Source organism: Pedobacter sp. AW31-3R, assembly GCF_052180285.1.
In the GTDB taxonomy this organism is placed as follows: domain Bacteria; phylum Bacteroidota; class Bacteroidia; order Sphingobacteriales; family Sphingobacteriaceae; genus Pedobacter.
Genome location: NZ_CP197475.1, coordinates 1,723,680 through 1,746,514, shown reverse-complemented (window position 1 = coordinate 1,746,514; position 22,835 = coordinate 1,723,680). Strand labels below are relative to the sequence as shown.

Annotated in this window: 12 protein-coding genes and 1 riboswitch; of the genes, 1 reads left to right on the top strand and 11 read right to left on the bottom strand. The window is 45.9% G+C overall.

Going from position 1 to position 22,835, the window contains the following annotated elements:
- Positions 1–34 precede the first annotated feature (34 nt).
- The 5 genes from ACSBL2_RS07110 to ACSBL2_RS07090 form a co-directional block, all read right to left on the bottom strand.
- Entirely contained in the window at positions 35–1,381 is a 1,347-nt protein-coding gene (locus ACSBL2_RS07110; protein ID WP_442590985.1) for a TolC family protein, read from the bottom strand.
- A 154-nt stretch (positions 1,382–1,535) separates the two neighbouring features.
- A complete protein-coding gene (locus ACSBL2_RS07105) occupies positions 1,536–2,153 on the bottom strand; it encodes a TetR/AcrR family transcriptional regulator (protein WP_442590984.1) in 618 nt (205 codons plus the stop codon).
- An 88-nt stretch (positions 2,154–2,241) separates the two neighbouring features.
- The gene (locus ACSBL2_RS07100; RefSeq protein WP_442590983.1) at positions 2,242–4,785 is read right to left on the bottom strand and encodes a BamA/TamA family outer membrane protein; all 2,544 of its coding nucleotides are present in this window, start codon (positions 4,783–4,785) and stop codon (positions 2,242–2,244) included.
- Positions 4,786–4,945: 160 nt separating this feature from the next.
- On the bottom strand, positions 4,946–6,094 hold the full coding sequence (locus ACSBL2_RS07095) for a PepSY-associated TM helix domain-containing protein (protein WP_442590982.1): 1,149 nt from the start codon (positions 6,092–6,094) through the stop codon (positions 4,946–4,948).
- A gap of 140 nt (positions 6,095–6,234) precedes the next feature.
- Positions 6,235–7,569 (bottom strand): chloride channel protein, encoded by a 1,335-nt coding sequence (locus tag ACSBL2_RS07090; protein ID WP_442590981.1) that lies wholly within the window; start codon positions 7,567–7,569, stop codon positions 6,235–6,237.
- 44 nt (positions 7,570–7,613) lie between these two features.
- Positions 7,614–7,678, bottom strand: a riboswitch (Fluoride riboswitch).
- A 155-nt stretch (positions 7,679–7,833) separates the two neighbouring features.
- Here ACSBL2_RS07090 and ACSBL2_RS07085 point away from each other — a divergent pair.
- A complete protein-coding gene (locus tag ACSBL2_RS07085) occupies positions 7,834–8,982 on the top strand; it encodes a formylglycine-generating enzyme family protein (protein WP_442590980.1) in 1,149 nt (382 codons plus the stop codon).
- Between the two features lie 75 nt (positions 8,983–9,057).
- Here ACSBL2_RS07085 and ACSBL2_RS07080 read toward each other — a convergent pair whose 3' ends face one another.
- From ACSBL2_RS07080 to ACSBL2_RS07055, 6 genes are all read right to left on the bottom strand, one after another.
- Positions 9,058–10,653, bottom strand: a complete 1,596-nt coding sequence (locus tag ACSBL2_RS07080; protein WP_442590979.1) for an arylsulfatase — start codon at positions 10,651–10,653, stop codon at positions 9,058–9,060.
- Positions 10,650–12,260: an arylsulfatase gene (locus tag ACSBL2_RS07075; protein WP_442590978.1), complete on the bottom strand. Its 1,611-nt coding sequence runs from the start codon at positions 12,258–12,260 to the stop codon at positions 10,650–10,652. Before ACSBL2_RS07075 ends, ACSBL2_RS07080 begins: the two co-directional genes overlap by 4 nt.
- A 59-nt stretch (positions 12,261–12,319) precedes the next feature.
- The gene (locus ACSBL2_RS07070; protein WP_442590977.1) at positions 12,320–13,777 is read right to left on the bottom strand and encodes a RagB/SusD family nutrient uptake outer membrane protein; all 1,458 of its coding nucleotides are present in this window, start codon (positions 13,775–13,777) and stop codon (positions 12,320–12,322) included.
- 30 nt (positions 13,778–13,807) lie between these two features.
- Positions 13,808–16,891: a SusC/RagA family TonB-linked outer membrane protein gene (locus ACSBL2_RS07065; protein WP_442590976.1), complete on the bottom strand. Its 3,084-nt coding sequence runs from the start codon at positions 16,889–16,891 to the stop codon at positions 13,808–13,810.
- Between the two features lie 457 nt (positions 16,892–17,348).
- Positions 17,349–18,833: a RagB/SusD family nutrient uptake outer membrane protein gene (locus ACSBL2_RS07060; RefSeq protein ID WP_442590975.1), complete on the bottom strand. Its 1,485-nt coding sequence runs from the start codon at positions 18,831–18,833 to the stop codon at positions 17,349–17,351.
- A gap of 22 nt (positions 18,834–18,855) precedes the next feature.
- Positions 18,856–22,176: a SusC/RagA family TonB-linked outer membrane protein gene (locus tag ACSBL2_RS07055; protein ID WP_442590974.1), complete on the bottom strand. Its 3,321-nt coding sequence runs from the start codon at positions 22,174–22,176 to the stop codon at positions 18,856–18,858.
- Positions 22,177–22,835 lie beyond the last annotated feature (659 nt).

The following is a 22,835-nucleotide window of genomic DNA, read 5'->3' as shown; positions in this document are numbered from 1 at the left end:
TTAAAGAATAAATGAATTGCTGCAATCCGGCAGCTTAAAAAATATAGCTGGCCTCTGCCCGCTCCAGCTCCGCCTGTTTACTGCGTACTTCCAGCAAGGCCATGGTCTGCTTAAGTTCGTCGTTAATTAAGCGGATCTGACCGTCAAGCAATTCCAGGTATAATGCCTGTCCTTCCTTATACAGGCGCTGTTCATCCTTGAAATATTGCTGCGACATGCTGGTCTGGCTTACCGCGGCCTTGTGGGCTTGTAGTGCCCCGATGAGCTTATTTCTTGCCGTTTCCGCTTCCAGCTGCAACTGTTGCCGGGCCTGACTGGTTTGATTTTGTGCCGACCTTAGCTCCAGGGCCGCCTGGTGGCTTTTGTTCTTATACTGGTTTCCCGTAAAAATTGACCAGGATAAGGTTACCCCAAAAAGGTAATAGGGAGATTCAGCATTGACCTTCAGGAAATCACCCTGGGCGCCCAGGTCGATAAAAGTGGATAGCTTGGGCAATACATAGCTGTTGTTCATTTTCAAAGCCAGTGCAGTCACCTTTTCGGCCGATTCAAGCACTTGCAATTCCTCCCTCTTCCTGGTACCCAGGGTATCTGCAGGAAGGGTTGAACTATCTGGTTCCCCTGCATCGATGGCTGATTGCAGCGGTTTGTTGAGCAGGAAATTAAAGTAGGCAGCAGCATTCACAGACTGCAGCCGCGCATTTTCCAATTGGGCTTCCAGTCCGGTCAGTTCATTTTGCGCGCGACTGATCACCGTCCTGATGGCTTTGCCATTCTTGACGAGCGACTGGTTAATGCGCAAGTTTTCATTGGCCAGTGCCACTCCATTCTCCAATACCTTAACCGACTGTAAAGATTGCTGGTAGCCATAGTAAGCCAGCTTCACATTCTTCACCAGCTCCCTTTTATACACCATCAGCTGTGCCTGCCTTAAATTGATCTGTTCCTTTTTTATACGGCTGTTGTAGGTAATTTCTGCATTATATAAAGATAAAGTGGTCCGTACTTTAGCATCATAATAATTATTGGGGTTAAATGCCTGGCTCACATTTTCTACCTGTGGAAACCTGCCTGAACTCGTGAGGTTATTCAGCGTACTGTACACCGGATTCAGTAAATCGCCAATAGGGATTTCAATCTTCCGTCCACCTTCGGAAGAAAGGTATTGGGTGCTCATTTCTACTTGCGGCAGAAAAAGTCCCCTGGCTTCTTTCAGGGCATATATACTTTTTTGGAACATAAAATCCTGATTCCGGAGTTCAAGATTGTTTTTCAGCGCTTCCTCTATATAATCCTGTAATTTATACTGGGCCATTGCCTTGAATGGAATACAGTATAAACAAATGGCTATAAGAAGCAGATTAAAGGGCGATTTTTTCATATCATTATTTCATTGTTTATTTAATGAACACTGTTCATAAGAGCGTATATTTGAGGTGTTGTTACAATTAGTAAAAAATATTATAACCATAGGTTTTTAACTGAACAGTGTTTAGTAGCGTTTAAATTTTTTTAACCTATACTGCTGCTTGGATTTAAACTTTAATACTATGTAAAAAATACTCCATGGATTGGTCAAGCATCTTCCTGATGGATTGGTCATCCCCCATCTGCATCGATTGAAACCGCTGCCTGATGTAGAGGGAAACCAGCCCATGTGCATAGGACCAGATGGTCATTGCAGCCAGATAGGTATCAGTTGCTGCAATTTGCTGCTCCGCGATGCATTCGGTAACAGTATTCACTAAAAACTGGAAGGCATGGTCACCTGCATCCCATTTTTCATTACAGGCGATCTCGTTTAAGGGAGCCCGCATGGTAAACATTAAATCATAATAATCAGGGTTCTCCATGGCAAAGCGGATATAACTATGGCCAATGGCATGCAGACGTTCCATGGGATCCTTGATGTCCATATGCTGGGAAAATGCCTTGTTCAGGATGTCAAAGCCCTGTTCATGGATGATAAAAAATATTTCATCCTTTTCCTTGAAATAAAGGTAGATCGTTGCCGGGCTGTACTCAATATCATCCGCAATATTACGGATGGAAGTTTTATCGTAACCCTGCTCCAAAAAAAGCCTGGTAGCTGATTCTATAATCAACTTCCGCCTGTCCAGTTTGTCCCGCTCTTTTCTGTCTTTAATCGCCATAACTTTATAACACTGCAAACATACTAAACAGTGTTCATAAAATTGCTATGCTTTTAAAATTTATTGTATTTTCTTGCAAAAAGAGCGGTTATATCCTGAAATTCAGGGATACGTAGGGATACCAGCCTTCCTCGGAATGACCTGCCAATACCTGGAATATGGTTAAACCAGCAGGTGAAAAGTAAAGTCCGCCACCTTTTCCCTGGTGCCATTTGTCCGACTCCTCCCCCTTTACCCATACACGGCCCGCATCATAAAACCCGGTCAGCCCCAATTGTCCGGGCAAAATATAACTGGCAATATTGAACAGTTTCACCCTTGCCTGCAGGTTATTGTAAACCATGTGCTGTCCCGCAAAACGATTCTGCAGATAGCCCAGCAGGTTCCCTTGTCCCCCTAAGAACATCGATTGATAAAATGCAGGTTTGCCAATGCTGATTCCCCCGCCAATACGGTCAGAAAGGACAACAGAACCCTTTGAATTCAGTTTCTGGTAAAAAGTAAACTCCGGCCGCAGCTGTGCAAAGGATTTCGAATCGTGGTTTAATCCGGTATATCCCTGCAGGGATACATTCAGGTAATACCCCTTTACCGGAAGGAGTCCGCCTTCCCTTTTGTTGCTCACGAAATTCACAGACAGGCCGAGATGGGCTTTGTCTTTAGTTACGGTAGCACTATCATAAGAATTTATCTGGGAAACGTTATTGATAAAACGTCCTCCATTCTCGGTCAGGTCGAGATGGTAATACTGAAAAGATGGCCCGGCACTTATTGTACTCTGTTTCCCGGTCGTCCAGCGCAGGGCCGGATCTATTAAAAATGTATTGTAGCGGGTACGGTAATACCTGCGGTAATTCCCTTCTTTTACCAATGCCGATTCATTACCGCGGCCGAAGAAATTAAGGGTATTATCGGGTGCATTCGCGATGGCCTGCAGGGTAAAATCTGCCTTTCCCAGTACCTTTATCCACTCTCCGTTGTACCTGATACGGAAAGCATTTGTCGCAAAAGAGTGGCTGAGCATAAACTGCTGCATATGGGTATAGGGCAGTTTTCGGAATCCGGAGTTATGGATATATTTAAATCCGAGCCCGAGCAGAAAGCCATCATCAGCATTAATGGCTGCCGTTACGGTGGGAATCCATACATTGTACAAATTGGTAGGTATATATTTTGTCTGCAGTGTATCGGTAGATAGATGCTTACGGAAATGATCTGCCTCTCCTTCAAATACGACTTCCGGCGTACCATATATCCTGGCTTTAGAGCCGGGAACTGTGGACTGATACGTCTTATTTCCTGCTGCGCCTATCACGCGTAATTTTATCGCCGAAGCCTTATTGTTGATCAGGACCTTATCTTCTCCATCCCCCAAATACAACCTGAGCTCTCTGGTCAGCTCAGCACGGTAAGTCATATCCATGCGGTCCTTTTTCTCTTCCCCGTCTTTATTCAGGTTGGTAATGACCACCCTGAGGCCCTTGTCAGCTGCATCAGTAATCGTAATTAACTCGTTCTTATCCGTTGCACGTAAGTCTACAATCCGGTTTGCATAGCGGTAATAGGCTTTAATAGCTTCAGGAATATGGTCACGACGGGCCTTGAGTTTTTTAAATAATTCGTCATGCCGCAGCCGGTACACCTCTTCCGGTAAACGCCGGAGCCCCGCTTCCAATACCTCATCCGTTTCTGCAGCGACAAAATCCGATGCGATTTTTATCCATTCCTCTTCAGGCAGCTGGGCATCGGGGAAAGCATTCATGAACCTGGTCTTAAACATGGAAAAGCGAACCCTGGGTATTTCACCTTCAAAATCATCCAGCAGGGGACTGATCCATGGCAATGCAGCAATAGAAGGAAAAAGTCCTTCAGAAAGATGAAAAACCTGGTCACGGTCGCGCGGAACAGCGATATAAAACTCTTCTTTCCCATTTTTATCACTTGCCCATCGCCACTGGTCTTCATGCCGGTCCCAGTCTCCGATCAGCAGGTCGAGCAGTCTCGCACGAAGGAAAGCCCTGCTGTCAAATCTTTTATTGTAATTTTTTACGAGGTCCCTGATGACTTTAGGGGTATTTTCCGACTCCCCGGCGGGTTCCCGTTCTTCAAACAAACAAACCAGGCCGGTAAATTCTTTTGCAAAATCACCCAGGGCCGCATCTTCAGCCACCACTCCAATGATCGGATTTGCATGTGGAACATTAGCCGCCCTTGCCAGCGGAGGAACAATCAGTGCAGAAAAGGGATGCTGCCCACTCATCGCATCATCTACCCAGTCTACCGCGAAAGTGCCCTGCAGATTTACAGGCAGTAATTTATCCGGTGTTTTTTCCACCGTACGCAGGATATATTCTTTGCCATTTTTATCTTTTAACCGGAGGGATTTAGACTGCATGCCACCACCTTCTTTCTCAGGTATCAGTCCCCCATAAAGGTCGGAAATCCTGATCAGCGGGAGCCTGACTTCTATCGCCCATTCCTTACGGTAATTCTCGCCAAATAACCACCTGTGGACTCCACTGACCTGATCATAAGAAGGATGAACCCTTACGGTAACACTATCTTTCTTATGTTGTCCGAATACGACCGGGGAACTCAGCACCAAAGAAAAAAAAAGTAATTTTCTAATCATAAAAACAGGATTTAATACTTTACCGGTATTGCCTATTCAAATTAACAGTAAAATAGGTACAACTGGTCGGCACAAGAATAAAAATAATCAAATTATAACATAAAATGACATCCCGTTCATCAGTACAAACCCATCCACGCCCGGCCAGCTGATTATCCTCTTAGGCTCCGGCCGCCGTCATTTTTTTAACGGCCTTTCCAGCCCGTTTCTTTTTCCCTTTCTTACCTCTGCGGAACCAGATCAGGAAACCGGTAATAGGGAGGCTCCCCGTAAACAGGGTGACAACCAGGGCTATGATCTGCGTCGGCCAGCCAAGAATACTTCCGCCATGTATGGGTAAATTCATCTTGCGGATTTTATTGCCGGTACTCAGCTGCTCAAAAGGCATCTTTTCTATCAGTTTTCCGGTATGACTATCAAAATAAGCCGCATCACTTTCCGGAATCAGCGCTTCTTCATTAACCTTCTGCAGGGTAATCGACTGGTTCCCTTTCGCCGGAATATTGATAGAGAGCCTGCCATGCCAGGGGTAAATCTCATTCATCTGTTCGTACATCCCCTGGTATAAACCAGTTTGTGCAGTCCCCTCTTTTGCGATATTCTTCACCTTCATTTCCTTGTTTGGTTTTCCATCCGCCAGCTGAAACAACAGGTTATCCACCCAATCGTAACTCCATACCAGTCCGGTAAGGGTAATCACCACCAGGAATATGGAGGCGTAAAATCCGGAAACCGCGTGTAAATCCCAGGTCAGCCTCTTACCGGAAGCATCCCATTTGATTTTAAAACGTTGTTTCATTGCTTTTTTATTGGCTGGCCACCACATCACAATGCCGCTGATCACCAGGAAAAAGCAAATCGCACAGGAGATTCCTGTAATTACCTTTCCGGTAGGTCCCAGAAGAAGATAGCGGTGCAGGTCAATGATGAACCTGAAAAACCTTGCGGTAAAATTCCCTTTATAGATCACTTCCCCGTTATAGGGATTGACAAAGACTTCTTTCAGGCCCTTCTTCTTATTGCCTAACCTGAATTCCACACTTCTATCCCGTTCAGCAGCAACCACAATCCTGCTCATTTTACTTTCGGGATATACTTTCTGCGCAATATCCGCAAGGGAGTCCAGCGGTAAAAACGGTCGGTCGGGTACAGCAACCACATGGATATTTTTATATAAAAGAGGTTCCAGTTCTTCTTCAAATGCAAGTATACTTCCTGTCAGACAAACTATACATAAAACCAGTCCTGAAGCAATTCCCAGCCATAAATGCAGCCAGGCAAGCATCTTCTTTATATTCTTCACCATCATTCTTCTGCTTAAAGCTCCAAAATTAGATTAATTCTAATTAAAAGAAGATGTCGTGACACATATAATTGAAAAAATAATGACGAATGTCATTTATACACCAAAATCTGAACAATACTTCCTTTATATGGTGCGGTAAGTTCTCATTTTCTGCGTTTGACCGTATACCTTGATAACTTTTGTTGAAAATAGGATTGGGTATGGAATAATGCCGATACGGCAGACCTTTGTGCGCTGTAAATACCTGAATTCCCATTGAACAGGTAGGCCGTGAAACAGCCGGCGGCGAAAAACAAGGTATACTCCACTCCGAATAATTCCATCCCCATCACCGTGCAGGCCAATGGGGTATTCGTGGCACCGGAGAAGACGGCAATAAAACCAATAGCCGCAAAAAGACTGACTGGAGCATCCAAAACCTGGGAAAGCGTATGTCCTAATGTTACACCCATATAAAATAAGGGCGTCACCTCCCCGCCTTTAAAACCCGTGGCTAAAGTAATTGCGGTGTACATCATCTTCCATAACCAGCTCCAGGTTCTTGCCCCGTCCTGCAGGAATGCCGAAGGAATAGTCACTGCCCCGGGATATTCGGCATCAACCCCCAGACTTAAATAATCCGGTTTTTGTAAGATAAAGGTCAGGCAGATGATCAGTCCTCCGCCAAGCGCAGGAATCAGCCAGGGAACAGCCACCATTTTTCCAAAAAAAGCTTTAATGGCCTCCATACCTATAGAAAACAAGCAACTCGCCAGTCCGAAAATCACTGATGCGGCCAGGACTTTGCTCAGCAACAAAAGATCAACTGATAAATAATCGGACAGAAAGTAAGGCACTTTCGCCAATTCGTCAATACGGTATACCGTATGGTGTACCTGCCAGGCGGAAACGGTAAAATCTGCAACAACACTCGCCATCAATGCCGGCAAGAGTACATTCATCTTCAGCTTTTCCAGGCTAAGCACCTCCACCGCAAATATTGCCCCTGTGAAGGGGGTGCCAAACACGGCTCCAAATCCGGCAGCAATACCGGCCGTAAGGATCATTTTTGTTTCATTCTGATTCAGGCGGAACCATTTCCCGAAAAGCGCCGCCATACTTCCGCCAATCTGCACTGCAGTACCTTCACGGCCTGCGGATCCACCAAAAAGATGGGTGATCATAGTGGTCAGCAGAATAACAGGAGCCATGGCTGCCGGTACACCCGAACCTTCCTTATGAATCTCTTCTATAATCAGGTTATTGCCCTTGAGTGATGATTTACCGACAGACTGATAAATGAAATGAATAACAATTCCAGCTACAGGAAGCAGGTAGAGCAACCATTTATATTGGAACCTAAGATGGATGACCGCATGAAGTGCCCAGAGGAAAAAAGCAATGACAGTACCAATGGATATCGCCACAGGAATAACCAGAATAATCGCTTTAAGTACAGATTTGTAATCGATGCCGGATAATGATGTTGAAAATTTCACCTACAAAACAGTTAAGGCCGCTAAGCACCATTGCTTACCGGTTAATCTTTGTAGGCGCCATCAGCTTTTTAGGGCGGTTCAATCGGAAGACACCATTTCCGTAGCAGCAAATATAAACATGTCCGGGGAAAAGCAATGCCTATCGCCCACAAAAATCGGCAGATAAAAGACCAGGCGAAAGGAAACCTTCGCCCAATTTATACTACCAAACAAGTAGACTTTATTAAGATTATCGTATATTGCATCTTGTTTATGTACACCTCTATGATCAGGATTAAAATCGATAAAATTACCCTTTTGTTCTTCTTCGGCCTCAGCATGAATCAACTATATGCACAGGTCCAACACACTGAAATGAACAGTATACTTAGTCCTGCAAAAACACCGGTCTGCTGTGAATCCAATATTCCCTCAAGGTTCGCCCCTTCCCCGCTGAAGGAAGCCAAAGGGACTGCAGCTGCTCCGGCAAACCCAAATCACGAAAATATGGTCTGGATAAATACAGACAGTTTTCAGATGGGAGGTGACAATCCACAGGCTTCTGCCGACGAATACCCTAAACATAAAGTAACCGTCAATGGCTTCTGGATGGATGCAACTGAGGTCACCAATGCACAATTCAGGAAGTTTACCGAGGCCACAGGATATATCACTACTGCAGAACAAAAACCAGATTGGGAAGAGCTGAAAAAACAGGTTCCTCCCGGTACCCCCAAACCACATGACAGTTTACTGGTCGCCGCCTCCCTGGTGTTCAAACCTGCCAAAAATCCGGTACCATTGAATGATTATGCACAATGGTGGATTTGGGAAAAAGGTGCAGACTGGAAACATCCGCATGGTCCCAAAAGCAATATCAATGGAAAAGATAATTATCCTGTTGTCCATGTATCCTATTTCGATGCCATCGCCTACTGCAAATGGGCGGGAAAAAGATTACCTACAGAAGCAGAATGGGAGCTTGCGGCAAGAGCGGGCTTAAAAAACAAAATTTATCCATGGGGAGATGAGCCCATATCCACGGGGAAAGCCAAAGCCAACAGCTGGCAGGGAGATTTCCCTTACCGCAATACGCTGGCCGACAGCTTTTACTATGCCTCCCCGGTAAAATCATTTCCTGCAAACGGGTTTGGTTTATACGATATGGCCGGAAATGTATGGGAATGGTGTTCAGACTATTATGACTATCAGTATTATGCCAGCATCAATCTTCCAGATGGAGTAGAGAACCCTACAGGCCCTGCCCAATCAAATGATCCTGATGAACCCTATGCCATCAAACATGTAGTCAGAGGGGGTTCATTCTTATGTAACGACAGCTATTGTTCAGGTTACAGGGTAGCCAGGCGCATGAAGACTACCGAAGATAGTGGCATGGAACACCTTGGTTTCAGGTGCGTCCGGGATAAATAACAACCCTCCCCGGTATCCAAAAGAATTACCGGGGAGGGTTGTTTTATTTATCCTGAAAGTGCTGACAGATCAACCTTAAAACTTTATAGGCCTGGCTGGTTTAATCTTCTCATAATCTTCCACATCATTTTTCAGCGCCCATTCCTTATAGGCTTTATCCAGTTCTGCGACCAGTTCAGGATGTTCGGATGCCAGGTCAGTATTCTCCCCGCGGTCCTTTCCGATATCATAGAGCGACCATTTCTTTTCCGGATAAATAGAAACCAGTTTCCACTCGCCTTTTCTCACCGCCCGGTTACCACCCCATTCCCAGAATATAGGCTGCCCGCGCTCCAGGTCTTTCTGACGGTACAACAAATCGACCAGGCTTGTTCCGGCCAATGGATTAATGGAATTCCCATTGCGTACTGCCGGATATTTTGCTCCTGCCAACTCGTAAAATGTGGGGGCAATATCGATCAGGTGTGCTGTTCCCTTTTTTATGGCGCCCTCTTTTATCTTTCCCGGAAACCAGGCAATAAAAGGGGAACTCATCCCTCCTTCATAGGCATAACTTTTATAGGACCTTAAAGGACTGTTGGACAAAGATGCCCAGCTCTGGTCCTGAAAATCATACGATCCCGCTGTCCCTACCGGGCCGGTATTCCGCTGTGCTCCCCATTTATTGGTCTGCGGATATCCTCCCTGGGCACCATTGTCGGAAATGAAGACAATGAGTGTATTTTTATCCTTTTTCAGTCGCTCCAACTCTTTTAAGATCCGTCCTATCCCCTGGTCCACATGGTCTACCATCGCGGCATACACCTCCATCTTTCTCTGCCAGAATTGCTGCTGGTCATAAGATAAATTTGCCCATAGCGGTACAATGGAATCCCTTTGGGCGATCTGCTGACCGGCATCAAAAACACCCAGCTGCCGCATCCGTTCAATGCGTGCCGTCCTTAGGGAATCCCAGCCCATGCTGTATTTCCCCTTGTACTTCGCAATATCCTCTTCGGGTGCCTGAAGCGGCCAGTGCGGAGCATTGTAAGCGAGGTACAGGAAAAAAGGCTGGTCGGTTTTACTGTTCCCTTCAATAAATTCCAGGGCATTATTGGTAATTTCCTCGGTCAGGTATTTCCCTGGTTCCAATTTAATCCGCTTGTTATTCTTCACCAGCGGCACCGGTGGTGCCTGTCCGTATTTCCCGATATCATAATAATTGCTTGCCCCACCGGTTACAAAACCATAAAACTGGTCAAAGCCACGCTGATTTGGCCAGCCTAAAGTATCGGCACCTACATGCCATTTACCCGACATCAGCGTATTGTACCCTGCCCCTTTCAGCACTTCGGCAAGGGTAAGGGACTGACGGTTTAAATACCCCTGGTAAGCAGGGAGTCCGAGATTGGAACTGAAATAGCCCATCCCCGCCTTTGCCTGGTATAAGCCGGTAAGGAGCGATGCCCTTGTAGGGGCACAGATGGCATTATTGTAAAATTCCTTCAGGCGTAAGCCTTCCTTTGCCAGACGGTCAAGATTCGGCGTATTGATCTCTCCACCATAGGAACCGATATCCGAGAATCCCATATCGTCTACCATGATGAGGATAATATTGGGTTTCTTTGCTTTCTGTGCCAGTGCTGGCAAGGTGCTGAAAACCATTAAGGCACCCATGATTAAATTTCTCATTTTCTTTTCCTCCTTATTTTATCATAATCTACCACCCCTGTACGTTCTGCCCATTCAAAGTACTGTGCAGATAACTGGTCTACCACATTCGGAAACCTGCCGGCAAGGTCTGTTGTCTCTCCCTTATCTTTTTCCAGGTCAAACAGCTCCCAGCGGTAAATCGGGAAAGTGGAGACGATCTTCCATTTCCCACTGCGTACAGCCCTGTTGCCTGCCCTTTCCCAGAACAAAGGTTCTCCACGGTCCACAACCTTTCCGCTACCTTCCAGAACGGGCAGCAGGTTTTTCCCCGGCAGCGGATTTACGCTGTGGCCTTTATATTTCGCCGGATATTTGTATCCTGCCAATGCATAAAAAGTAGGGGCAAGATCGATGATATGTCCCGTTCCCTGCTTGATTTCCCCCGCAGGGATTTTACCGGGATACCAGGCAATAAAGGGGGTAGAAATTCCTCCCTCGTGCATCGTGTTTTTATAATCCCGAAGTGGGGTATTGGATAAATAAGCCCAGTTCTGCTCCTGGTACCCATAAGAACCCGGTGTACCGATAGGCCCTGTATTACGTGGTGGCTTACGGTTACTGTTTTTTGTAAATCCACCCTGGGCACCGTTATCGGACAGGAAGACAATCAGGGTATTCTCCTCTGCTTTCAGCTCCTTCAATTTCGCCAGTAAACGTCCTACATTCTGGTCCACCCGGTCAACCATAGCGGCATAAACTTCCATTTTAGCCTTCCATAATTTCTTTTCATCATAGCTCAGGTTTTTCCATACCGCAACGCTGTCATCCCTCAGGGCGATTTGCGCATTGCCTGGTATAATGCCCAGCTTCATTTGCTTTTTGATCCTTGCAGTCCGTAAAGAATCCCATCCGGCATCATACAGCCCCTCATATTTTTTAATATCTTCCGGCAAAGCCTGAAGGGGCCAGTGCGGTGCATTAAATGCCAGGTACAAAAAGAAAGGTTTATTCAGCTTGTGCTGTTCGTCCAGAAAGCCCAGCGCATTATCCGTAATGGTATTGGTGAGGTATTCACCAGGCTGCAGCTGCAGTTTTTTATTGTCCCTTACCAATTCCACCGCAGGGGCCTTTCCATACTTCCCGATATCGAAATAATTGCTCAGGGCATTTGGAAATCCGTAGAAATGGTCAAATCCCCTTTGATTCGGCCAGGCGAGGCTGTCTTTCCCCACATGCCATTTCCCGGCCATCAGGGTACTGTAGCCCGCCTCCTTAAGCACTTCGGCAAGGGTGAGCGACTCTTTGTTCAGGTATCCCTGATAAGCAGGAAGGCCAAGGTCAACATCAAAATATCCAACCCCGGCTTTGTGCTGGTACTGTCCTGTCAGCAGGGAAGCACGTGTGGGTGCACAGATGGAATTGTTGTAAAACTCCTTAAAGCGGGTGCCCTCTGCTGCCAGACGGTCCAGATTGGGCGTCTGGATCTCCGACCCATAACAGCCCAGGTCGGAATATCCCATATCATCAACCATGATCAGCACAATATTTGGTTTCCTGTGCTGCTGTGCATTGGCATTCGCATACAGGAGGGCAATCATGGCCATCGAGCTGAAGGCCCGTTTAAGGGAAAGAAATTTGTTCTTCATATCGCATTAATTATAATTCAGTTCATTATTAATAGTTCATTATGAATAGTCAGGCCCTATCAGTTCCAATCCGGCAGTTGCACCAGTTTCTTATTCAGGTTCAGTTCACGCAGGGGAATAGGGAAATGGACATGTTTTGGCGCCGCATTGGCTTTGCCCGCAGCTTTACAGGCTTTAACAAATTCTACCGGCCCCCTTCTTGCAAGATCAAACCAGCGGTGGTATTCCAGTGACAACTCCTTTCTGCGTTCCTGGAAGATGGCATCACGTAATGCAGTCTGGTCAAGCCCAGGGCTTTCTGTTTCCAGGCGCGGGACCTGTGCCCTTAACCTCACCTTATCCAGCGCATCATAGGCGGTAGCTGAGGGTCCGCCCAACTCATTCAGTGCTTCTGCATACATCAGCAGCACATCTGCATAACGGAGTAAAGGAACATTCTTGGAAGATTCCGTCGGTGCCGTCGGCGTGGAAGGATCCCAGTATTTATTCCAGTGCACCTGGCTGAATGCCACATATGCCCCGGTAGTCGGATGGGTATAACCGTTGGTAAAAGTTACATACTTCCGGCTATCGGTTTCACTGAAACTCGCATACAGGTTAGACAGGGTATTGGGTGCATCCACAAACTCACCATTGAACGGCGCTTCAGTAGGTGCTGAATATTGTGCCAGCATATTGATGGTATAGTCTGAATTTCCTTTAAACTGGGCGGAGAAAATATGCTCTTTTCCATTTTTGGTCGCTACATTAAAAACATCTGCATAACTATCGAACAGGCTGTACCAATTTCTGTCTATTAAATCTTTCGCCTTATCCGCAGCCTTCTGCCATTGTTCCAGGGTAAGGTATACTTTAATCAGCATTGTTTTTGCAGCACCTGCGGTAGCCCTCCCCTGATCTGCACTTCCATATTCGGCTGGTGCCGGCAAAGCTTCCGCAGCGGTCAGGTCGGCAATAATCTGCGCATAGATATCTGCGGCAGGCGATTGGGAGACCTGCAGACTTTCACTGCTCAGTGACGTTGTTTCATGTAAAACCAGGGGTACATCACCATGCCACCTCACCAGGTTAAAATAGTTCCATGCCCGTAAAAACTTAGCTTCATTGATTAAACGCAGCCTGATCACCTCTCCGATTTTATCGGCAGGAATTAAGGCTATCCGGTCTATCGCAATATTTGCCCTGTTAATGGCATCATAGGAATACCGCCAGCTCCATTCAATCCCCAGGTTCTGGGAGGTATGCTGTAACTTGGACAGGTCTACCACCTGTGCATTTCTTGTCCTTGGTCCCGCGGTATAATCGTCAGTCGCCATTTCATACATCATCAGCTGGCGGTTGTACAATACCAGGCTTGTCGTAAACATCCGGCTGTAAACAGCACTTACTGCGGCAGTAGCATCCGACTCATTGGTGTAAAAATTATCTGTAGTAATGACCGACTGTGGATTTTCATCCAGTTTCGCACAGGAAATGAAAATCAGTGGCAACAGTAAAAAATAATATATAGGTTTCATACTCATCTCTTATTTAGTGTTTTGAACTTATTAGAAGGTAACGCTCAGTCCCCCGGTGATACTTCTTGATATCGGGTAAATACCACTGTCTGTTCCCGGGGAAACATTACTTCCTGAAGTCACCTCAGGATCAAAGCCGGTATAGTTTGTCCAGGTAAGCAGATTCTGCCCGCTAAAGAAAATCCTGGCATTACGGATTTTCAATGCGCTGATCACACTTTTCGGCAGGTTATAACCGAGGGTCACACTCTTCAGCCTTAGGAAAGAGCCATCCTCCACAAACCTGCTGGAGAAGAAATTTGCCGGATCGGACGAAGCACGGGGAACATCGGTATTTGTATTTTCCGGTGTCCAGCGGTCTAATGCGGATGAAGCTGCATTCTGCTGCCCGGTGAATAATTCCAGTGTCTGCAGGTTGCTGTTCAGGATCTGGTTCCCATAAGAACCCTGGATAAATACGCCCAGGTCAAACCTTTTCCAGGAAAAAGTATTGTTAATGCCGAAGATAAAATCAGGCTGGGCATTGCCGATGATCTCCCTGTCACTCGCGTTGGAGAAAGTACCGTTGCCATCTATATCCTTATAGAGACGGTCCCCTGCTTTTGGTGTGGTCTTTCCCGTTAAGGCACCTTTGCTGGCAATGTCGGCAGTCTGCAAAACCCCATCGGTTACAGAACCATAAAAGCTGCCCAATGGCTGTCCCACCTGCACGATATAACTTCCGCTCAGGTAATAATCCGTAGAACCGTCACCTATACTCAGCACTTTATTCCTGTTGAAGGAGATATTCAGGTCCGTATCCCAGGTCAATGCACCGGTCAGGTTCCTGCTGCGTATCCCGATCTCCAACCCCTTATTCGATACAGAACCAAAATTCTGCAGGGAGGTACTCTGTCCTGAAGTCCATGGTATTTCCACGCTCAGCAGCAGGTCTGTTGTTTTTTTATAATATACATCAGCAGAAAGCGTGATTCTGTCTTTCAGGAAGCCTATATCAAAACCACCATCGTACTGGTAGGTCGTCTCCCAGCCCAGGTCGTCATTCGCAATATTTGTGGGGGTAAAGCCTGTCACCAGCGTATTGCCAAACAGGTATTTCACACTGCTCAGCGTAGACAGCGACTGATAATTACCAATCTCCTGGTTTCCTGTAGCCCCGAAACTGGTCCTCAGCTTAAAATCACTGACCACTGCAGCGAGGGGTGTAAAGAAATCTTCATTGCTGACTTTCCATGCCAATGCTGCTGAAGGGAAATATCCCCATTTATTGTTCTTCCCAAAACGTGATGAACCGTCTGCACGTACGCTGGCGGTTACATAATACTTCTGTTTGTAGCTATAATTCACCCTTGCCAGGTAGGAATTTAATGCCCATTCCGCTGTATTTGAGGTAGGGGTGGTCAATACAGATCCACTGGCCAGGTTATGGTAGGCCAAATCATCAGAAACAAAATTACTTGAGCCTGCCGTTACACTTTCCGCATGGAATGCCTGTTGGGTAAAACCGATCACACTGCTGAAATTGTGGTCCTTTCCAAAGGTCTTATCATAGGAAAGGGTATTCTCGTTCAACCAGGAATAACTGTTTAGCGTACCTATGGCAGCTATCCCTTTTTTTGCATTTCCTTCATATACCGTGGAGGGAATGTAACTGTTCTCTTTTGTATTGTTGACATCTGTACCAGCGAGTACTTTTAACTTCAGACCGTCGATGATCCTGTATTCGGCAAAAGCGGTTCCCAGAATGCGGTATGCACTGGTTTCATTCTGCTGCGCATTCAATGAGGCGATCGGGTTAGAGATGATATTTTCAAAAGGATTCCTTAGGGTATAACTCCCGTTTGAATCGTATACAGAAGCCGTTGCCGGCATGTTCAGCAAAGCACTGACTACCCCTGAGGGGGACACATTCGCACTGGTCCTGCTTCCGGAGAGATTTAAGCCCACCTTAAGGCGGTCATACGGATGACTCTCTACATTCACCCTGGTGGCGTAACGTTTAAAGCCCGTATTGGTGATAATACCATCCTGGTCAAAATAGTTCCCGGAAATGGCATAATGTGTTTTCTCTCCTCCTCCGGTAATCGATAACTGATGATTTTGCATCCCGGCAGAGCGGAAAGCTTCATTTTGCCAGTCTGTGCCTTCACCCAGCCTGCTGATGGCATCGGCAGAAAGATACTGATTGGCACCCAGTGCGGGGGTTTTATCCAATAAGGCCTCATTTCTTAAATTCGCAAACTCAGTGGCATTCAGGACAGCTATGGTCTTGCGAATGGATTGTACCCCGTAAGATCCTTCATAGGTTACCGTACCGCCATTTTTTCCTTTTTTTGTGGTGACAATGACCACTCCGTTTGCCCCTCTCGATCCGTAGATCGCTGTAGCGGAGGCATCTTTCAGGATGTCAATACTTTCGATATCGGCAGGATTGATGTTTCCCAGTGGATTTGGAGAAACACCGCTCAGTACCCCGGCACTGTTGGCTACATTATATACCGGAAAACCATCGATCACATACAAGGGTTCATTGCCACCCTGGATCGAACTCCCACCGCGGATACGGATACTTACACCGCCCCCCGGCTGACCGGAAGTCTGGGTAACCTGAACGCCCGGTGCCGCTCCCTTTAATGCCTGATCAAAAGAACTGACAGGTTGTTTCAACAAGCGTTCGTTGACTGAAGAAATGGATCCTGTCACATCACTGCGCTTTTGTGTACCATAGCCCACCACAACCACATCGTTGAGCTGGTTCAGCACTTCCTCCAGCTGGACTTCCACGGTTCCTGTAGCAGCAATCTGTGTTTTTGTTTTATAGCCAATATAACTTACAATCAGCGTGTAAGGGAATTTTTGTCCGGTAATGAAACTGAACTTGCCGTTGGCATCTGTCAGCACACTGTGTGTGGTACCTTCAATCTGCACCGTTGCACCGGGTAAGGTTTCTTTACTTCTTGAATCCATTACCACCCCTAAAAGACGGGAGTTAATTAGCGGAGCATTAGGCACTTGTGAGAATGCAGGAAGGACACTGCAGAGCAGCAGGCTGCCCAGGATGATACGCAGGGATACCCTGGCAAAAGTCAGTTTGACTTTTGAATTATTTGTCATAGTTTTGGAATGATTATATGCGAAAATGAAATCAGGCGACAACGCCAATTGATAAGCCTGATTAGTTTTTTAATCGTTGAGGAGGACTTTCAGTTCTCCTCTTGTATGAAATACGGGGCAGTACTTTACCTTAGGATACTGCATAGCCGTTCAGCTTCACATACAACAACAATTCGCACAAAGAAAGGTATTTTCGGAAAGGTAAGAGGTAGCTAATGGTGGTGGAGTAGCTGTCAAAATTCTCATGATTGTAATTGGATATGTGTTATAGATTATATGTGTTTTGCTTGTTATTCACAGCTATACAGCCGTTTACTGACAAATATAATAAAGAACATCACAATTACTACTAAATCCATAGATTTAATTAACATCAGTATCATTTTCCTGTGCTCCGGTTCCGGAATCTGATCTGTCCGGACGGAAAACAGGAAAATGACACGTGCAAAAAGCAGGATTAATTGTATCCAGGATTCTGGATATAGAGCCCTGCAGTTGTTTGTAATTCTGTTGCAGGTACCGGATAGATCACATAGTTTGGAACAATTTCATTGATCTTGGTAATGCCATCAGCAATCCTCCATTCATTCATTTTGGATACGGCCAATCCTTCCCTGACCAAATCATTCCAGCGCAGGCCTTCGCCTAAAAATTCACGCTGACGCTCCTCCATTAAGGTGGCCAGCGTAACATTGCTGACTGCCCCAACGCCTGCCCTGGCCCGTACCCTATTGACAATCGCGTCCACTTCTGCCTGTGTACCCCCGGCACCGTGGAGGATACATTCTGCTTTCATGAGTAAAACATCGGTATACCGCAGCACGATGAAATTTATTGGCCAATCGGTTCCATTGGTTCCCTTTTTGGAGATATCAATATACTTTTTAATGAATGGACTTTTGGTATAGCTAGTTGCCACATTAAAGGCATAACGGACATCAGTACCACTTATGGTATTGGTGGTATACGATTTAACCAGTCTTGCCGTAACCGGAAAGGTACTCGACCCGTAACCGTTTCCATAGCTATTGGAAATCCCCTGCCCTGTCCAGAAAGCTACAGGAGCAAGATGGGATGGAAAACCCGCACCATTTAAACTGCTGGCAAACTGTATATCAAAAATTACTTCGCTATTGTTCTCATTGTCATAAGAAAATATGGAAGCATAATTATCGATGAAGCTATATGGACTGCCGGTGATAATTTCATCAAATAATGCCGCTGCCTTGCCATACTCATTGCTGGCCAGTCCTGCTCCGTTTACACCATAGTCGGGACCCGATTTTGTCAGGTAAACCAGTCCCAATATTCCTTTTGCGGCATAAGAAGTGGCCCTGCCTGCATCCGCGGCAGGATAACTATCCGGCAAGTTTGCCGCAGCATAGCTCAGGTCTGCCTCAATGAATGCATACACTTCTGCGACCGGACTCCGTTCAATGGTATTCACCTCAGCAGCAGTTTTTACCGAGGAAAGGATAGGAACCTGTCCATAAAGGCGAAGCAGCTGGAAATAATAAAATGCACGCAAAAACCTGCATTCTGCAGTATACCTGGTCACCAGGCTTTCATCCCCAATGACACTGCTTTTCGTTTCCAGTGCCTGCAGCACATTGTTTACGTTAAAAATTCCGTTAAAGTTATTTTTCCAGGCATTGGTAATAAAACCCACCGTGGTAATATTGGGAGAAAAATTATTTACGCCATCCCAATCGCGGTTACCATCTGAGGTGGCATTGATATTATCGCTCCGCATTTCACCGAGCCAGAGGGCCTGACTGGGATAGGCACTCAGTTGTGCATATGCGCCGTTTACCCCTTGTAAAAAGTCATTGTTATTGCTGTAAAAATTTTCTGTGGTAATACTGGATACCGGAGTCTGGTCCAGCTGTTTTTCACAACTGCCCAAAATCAGCAACAGTGGCAACAGTAAGTATATTTTCATCTTCATTTCGTTCAGTTTTAGGTTAGAATCCAAAGTTTAGCCCTATAGAGGCTGTTTTACTCAATGGCATAGACCCATAATCGCCAGACACAGCATAACTCGTGTTTCCACTGACATTGGTATTCTGGGCTTCAGGATTTGCGCCTCCGGTATACTTATCATGTGAAAAGAAGTTTTCCAGGGAAAGGAATACCCTTGCAGAACCAATGGTAGGTGCCTTGATGAGTTTTTTAAGGTTATAGCCCAGGGTAATGTTCTGTACACGCAGGAAGTCAGTAGAATAAATCCAGTCGGACGTCACCTGAGGGAAGGTATAAGCGGCACCGAATTTACCACGTACTGCATTTGCATTCTGGTTTTCAGTCGTCCACCGGTCTCTCCATGTTCCCAGAACATTCGCGGTAGTGCTTCCGGAAAAATCTATTGCGCGGCCCAGGTAAGAAAGCAATGAACCACCATGCTGTCCATACACCTGCACACTCAGGTCGAAATCCTTATACCGGAAAGTATTTGTCCATCCCCAGGTATACTTTGGTGTCGGCTGTCCGCCTATTACCCTATCCTTCGCATTGATGACACCATCACCATTTGCATCCAGGTATTTGGCATCTCCTACGGTCTGGTTCGCCAGCTTGGCAACTGTGGCATCGGCCATATCTTCTGCCGTTAAGATCCCAACAACCCTGGTCACATAATAGCTGAAAGCGGGCAGGCCTTCCCTTAACAGATAAGGTGCATTACTGCCGCTGTAAGCAGAAGCAATCTCAATGTCAGCATGTGTAGGGCCGAGGTCGGTTACCGTATTTTTATTAAAAGCTATATTGGCATTCATAGACCATTGGAAGTCTGTGGTATTTACATTTACGGTAGACAGACTAAATTCCAGCCCCTTATTTACCACTGCCCCTATATTCTGCAAACTGGAGCTAAAACCACTTGCCGATAACACAGGCAGGTTCAGCAACAGGTCGGAATTTTTCTTGTGGTAAGCATCAAAGGTGAAATTGATCCTGTTCCTGAGTAAACTCAGGTCCAGGCCCAGGTCGTAGGTACCGGAAGTTTCCCATTTCAGTCCGCTATTGGCTAAACCGGACACCACCTGTCCCGTAGCTGTTGTAGGCGTATTTCCTCCGAAAACATACTTGGAACCCACCAGTGTAGCAATAGAATTGTAATCACCAATATTATTATTCCCCGACTTACCCCAGCTCATCCTTAGTTTCAGGTCATTCACCGCGGTTATCCCCTTAAAGAATGGTTCCTGTGAAATCCTCCAGCCTGCAGAAACGGATGGAAATGTTCCCCAGCGGTTTTCCTGCCCGAATTTTGAAGAAGCATCTTTCCTGAGGGTACCCGATAACAGGTATTTATCCTTATACGCGTACTGTAACCTGCTGTAATAAGAAAACAGCGTATTGTTACTCTCTGAAGTCGATCCTGTTAAGGTTACGCCCGCAGCATTGGGAATGGCATTATTCAATGTTTTCACAATATTATTGGCAAAACCACCTGCCGTTTCCAGGCTGGAGAGTTCCGTGTGTACAATATTGTAAGATACACCGGCAATAGCAGAAATGGTATGGTCTTCCGCAATTTTAGTGGTGTAATTCAGTGTATTTTCATTCAGGAAATTCTGCTTTTTATAAGTCAGGTAAGCTCCTGTAGAAAGCAGCCCCGGATTGGTAATTAATGCCTCTGCCGCCCCCACGGTTACCTGGTCTGAGGTGTACTTCATGGTACTCCTGTCTACATTGTCATAATTGACCGTTGACTTCAGGGAAAGGCCTTTAACGATTTCATAATCTGCATACACGGAAGTCAGTAACCTGGAAGTTTTAATCTTATTGATAGCGGTTTCCAGATAGGCATAGGGACTGATCAGTTTGTCGCTTGCCCAGGTATAGGTTTTATTGCCATACGCCCCCGTATTGATTCCAGCTGAACTTTCCACTACGGGTACCATTTGCGACAGCTTCATCAGCTGATTATCTTTCCCCTCTGCCGGCGGAGAGTTGTTAATGGAATAAGAAGGGGCAAGATTAATCCCGAATTTTAATTTCTTGCTGGCATTGGCTTCCACATTCGCCCTGAGGCCATAATTTTTATAATTGGAATTGATCAGTGTTCCGTTTTGGTCAAGGTAATTCCCTGAAATAAAATAACGGACATTTTCCGATCCCCCGCTGGCAGACAGTTCATATTTCTGATAGGCCGCTTTACGGTACACTTCATCCTGCCAGTCTATATACTCCAGTCCGGGATGCCCGGCGATGCTCCAGCGCGGGTCGGCCATGTAAGAAACGTTGATTTCCTCTGCCCCTATACCCAAAATCGCTGCCCGTTCAGCATTCGTCTGGGTTGCCGTTCTGCCCGTACCCGACTTCACCCAATTGCTGTTGGCGACTTCTGTGGCCATGGACACCCATTCATCTGCCTTCAGTACATCTACTTTTCTCGATACTTCGCTGATTCCCGTAACTCCATTGAAACTGATCTTGGCCTTGCCGCTAACCCCGCGTTTGGTCGTGATGATCACCACGCCATTTGCGGCCCTGGATCCGTAGATAGCCGCTGCTGCTGCATCTTTAAGTACCTGTACGCTTTCAATATCACTGGGGCTCAGGTTATCCAGCGGACTGGCTGCTATTGCTCCGGAAGAACTCTGGCTCGCAACATCCAGAGGGAAGCCATCCACTACATATAGGGGTTCATTTCCCGCAGTAATGGAACCGCCACCGCGTACCATAATACTGAGTCCGCTACCCGGCATACCTGTCTGCTGCCGCACCTGGACGCCTGGCATCTGGCCAATCAAAGCCTGTTCTACCCTGGCTATAGGTTTTTCCTCAATATTTTTTGCATTAAAAGAAGCCACCGCTCCTAATACGTCACTTTTTTTCTGTGTTCCGTAGCCCACAACAACGAATTCATCCAGCGTACTCTGGTCCTGTTCCAATTTTACGCTGAGCAAAGGCTGCCCCTTGTAGACAACTTCCTGTGTCTTATAACCAATGTAACTAAATACCAGTACAGGCTGCTCCGTATCGGAAGAGATTTCGAACCCTCCCTCCGTATTCGTGGATACCACTTTTGAAGAACCTTTCAGGCGGACACTTACCCCCGGCAAAGGCAAATTCTTCTCATCAATTACTTTACCTTTAATCGTGATCACAGCCATCCTGCGGATTGCAGAAGCAGGCGGAATATGTTCTTTCGCCTGTAGAGTTGAAGATAGCTGTACACAGGCCATAAGTACAGTTAGGGTGCTGAGCCTATTTAACGAAACCTTTCTTGAAAAAAAAGAGGCATAGGGGTCCATACCGGACTTTCCGGTTTTTTTCATAAATTTATAATGATTAAGTGAATAACTGGACCGGATGCAACGCCAATTGATCTCCGGTCCCCTGATCGAAATCATGGGAAATACAACTGGTATTTCCCTGATTTTTATTATCTAAAAGTAATAGTGCCTCATTTTTCCTCCATTGTATATGTCCAGTTAAGGGTATAACTCATCAAGCCAAAAATCTAACAAAACAACTGAAAAACAGCTATTTAAGTGTTTACACCCCAGTAGTTCGTGTCAAATATACAATAAGTTCTATAAATTTAGTAGACTTTGATGTGTAATATCAAAACTTTAACATTTCAGAGAGGTATAGCAAACCCAAAGCAGATGCTGCCTACTGGTTAATTCAGGTGAGTTCGGGATAAAGATGTAGTGTGAGGCCGTAGTATTTCTTATCAAACACTGAATGTCAATAAATAAGAATAACTTGTTATATTTAAGTATCAAATTTAAATCCTAAGCTTACTCCCAATAAGCTTGAGAATTGATCACCATTTTTTACTCTTCCACATTCATCTTGCTCAAAAATATCAATGATGCTCGCACAGTAACGGGAAGCAAATACAAGACCTCCAAAAAAGCAGATTGATTTTAAATCTGGAACCGGTGTAGATTTTGCATGCTTATCACAATTTCAAATAAGCAACAGACAG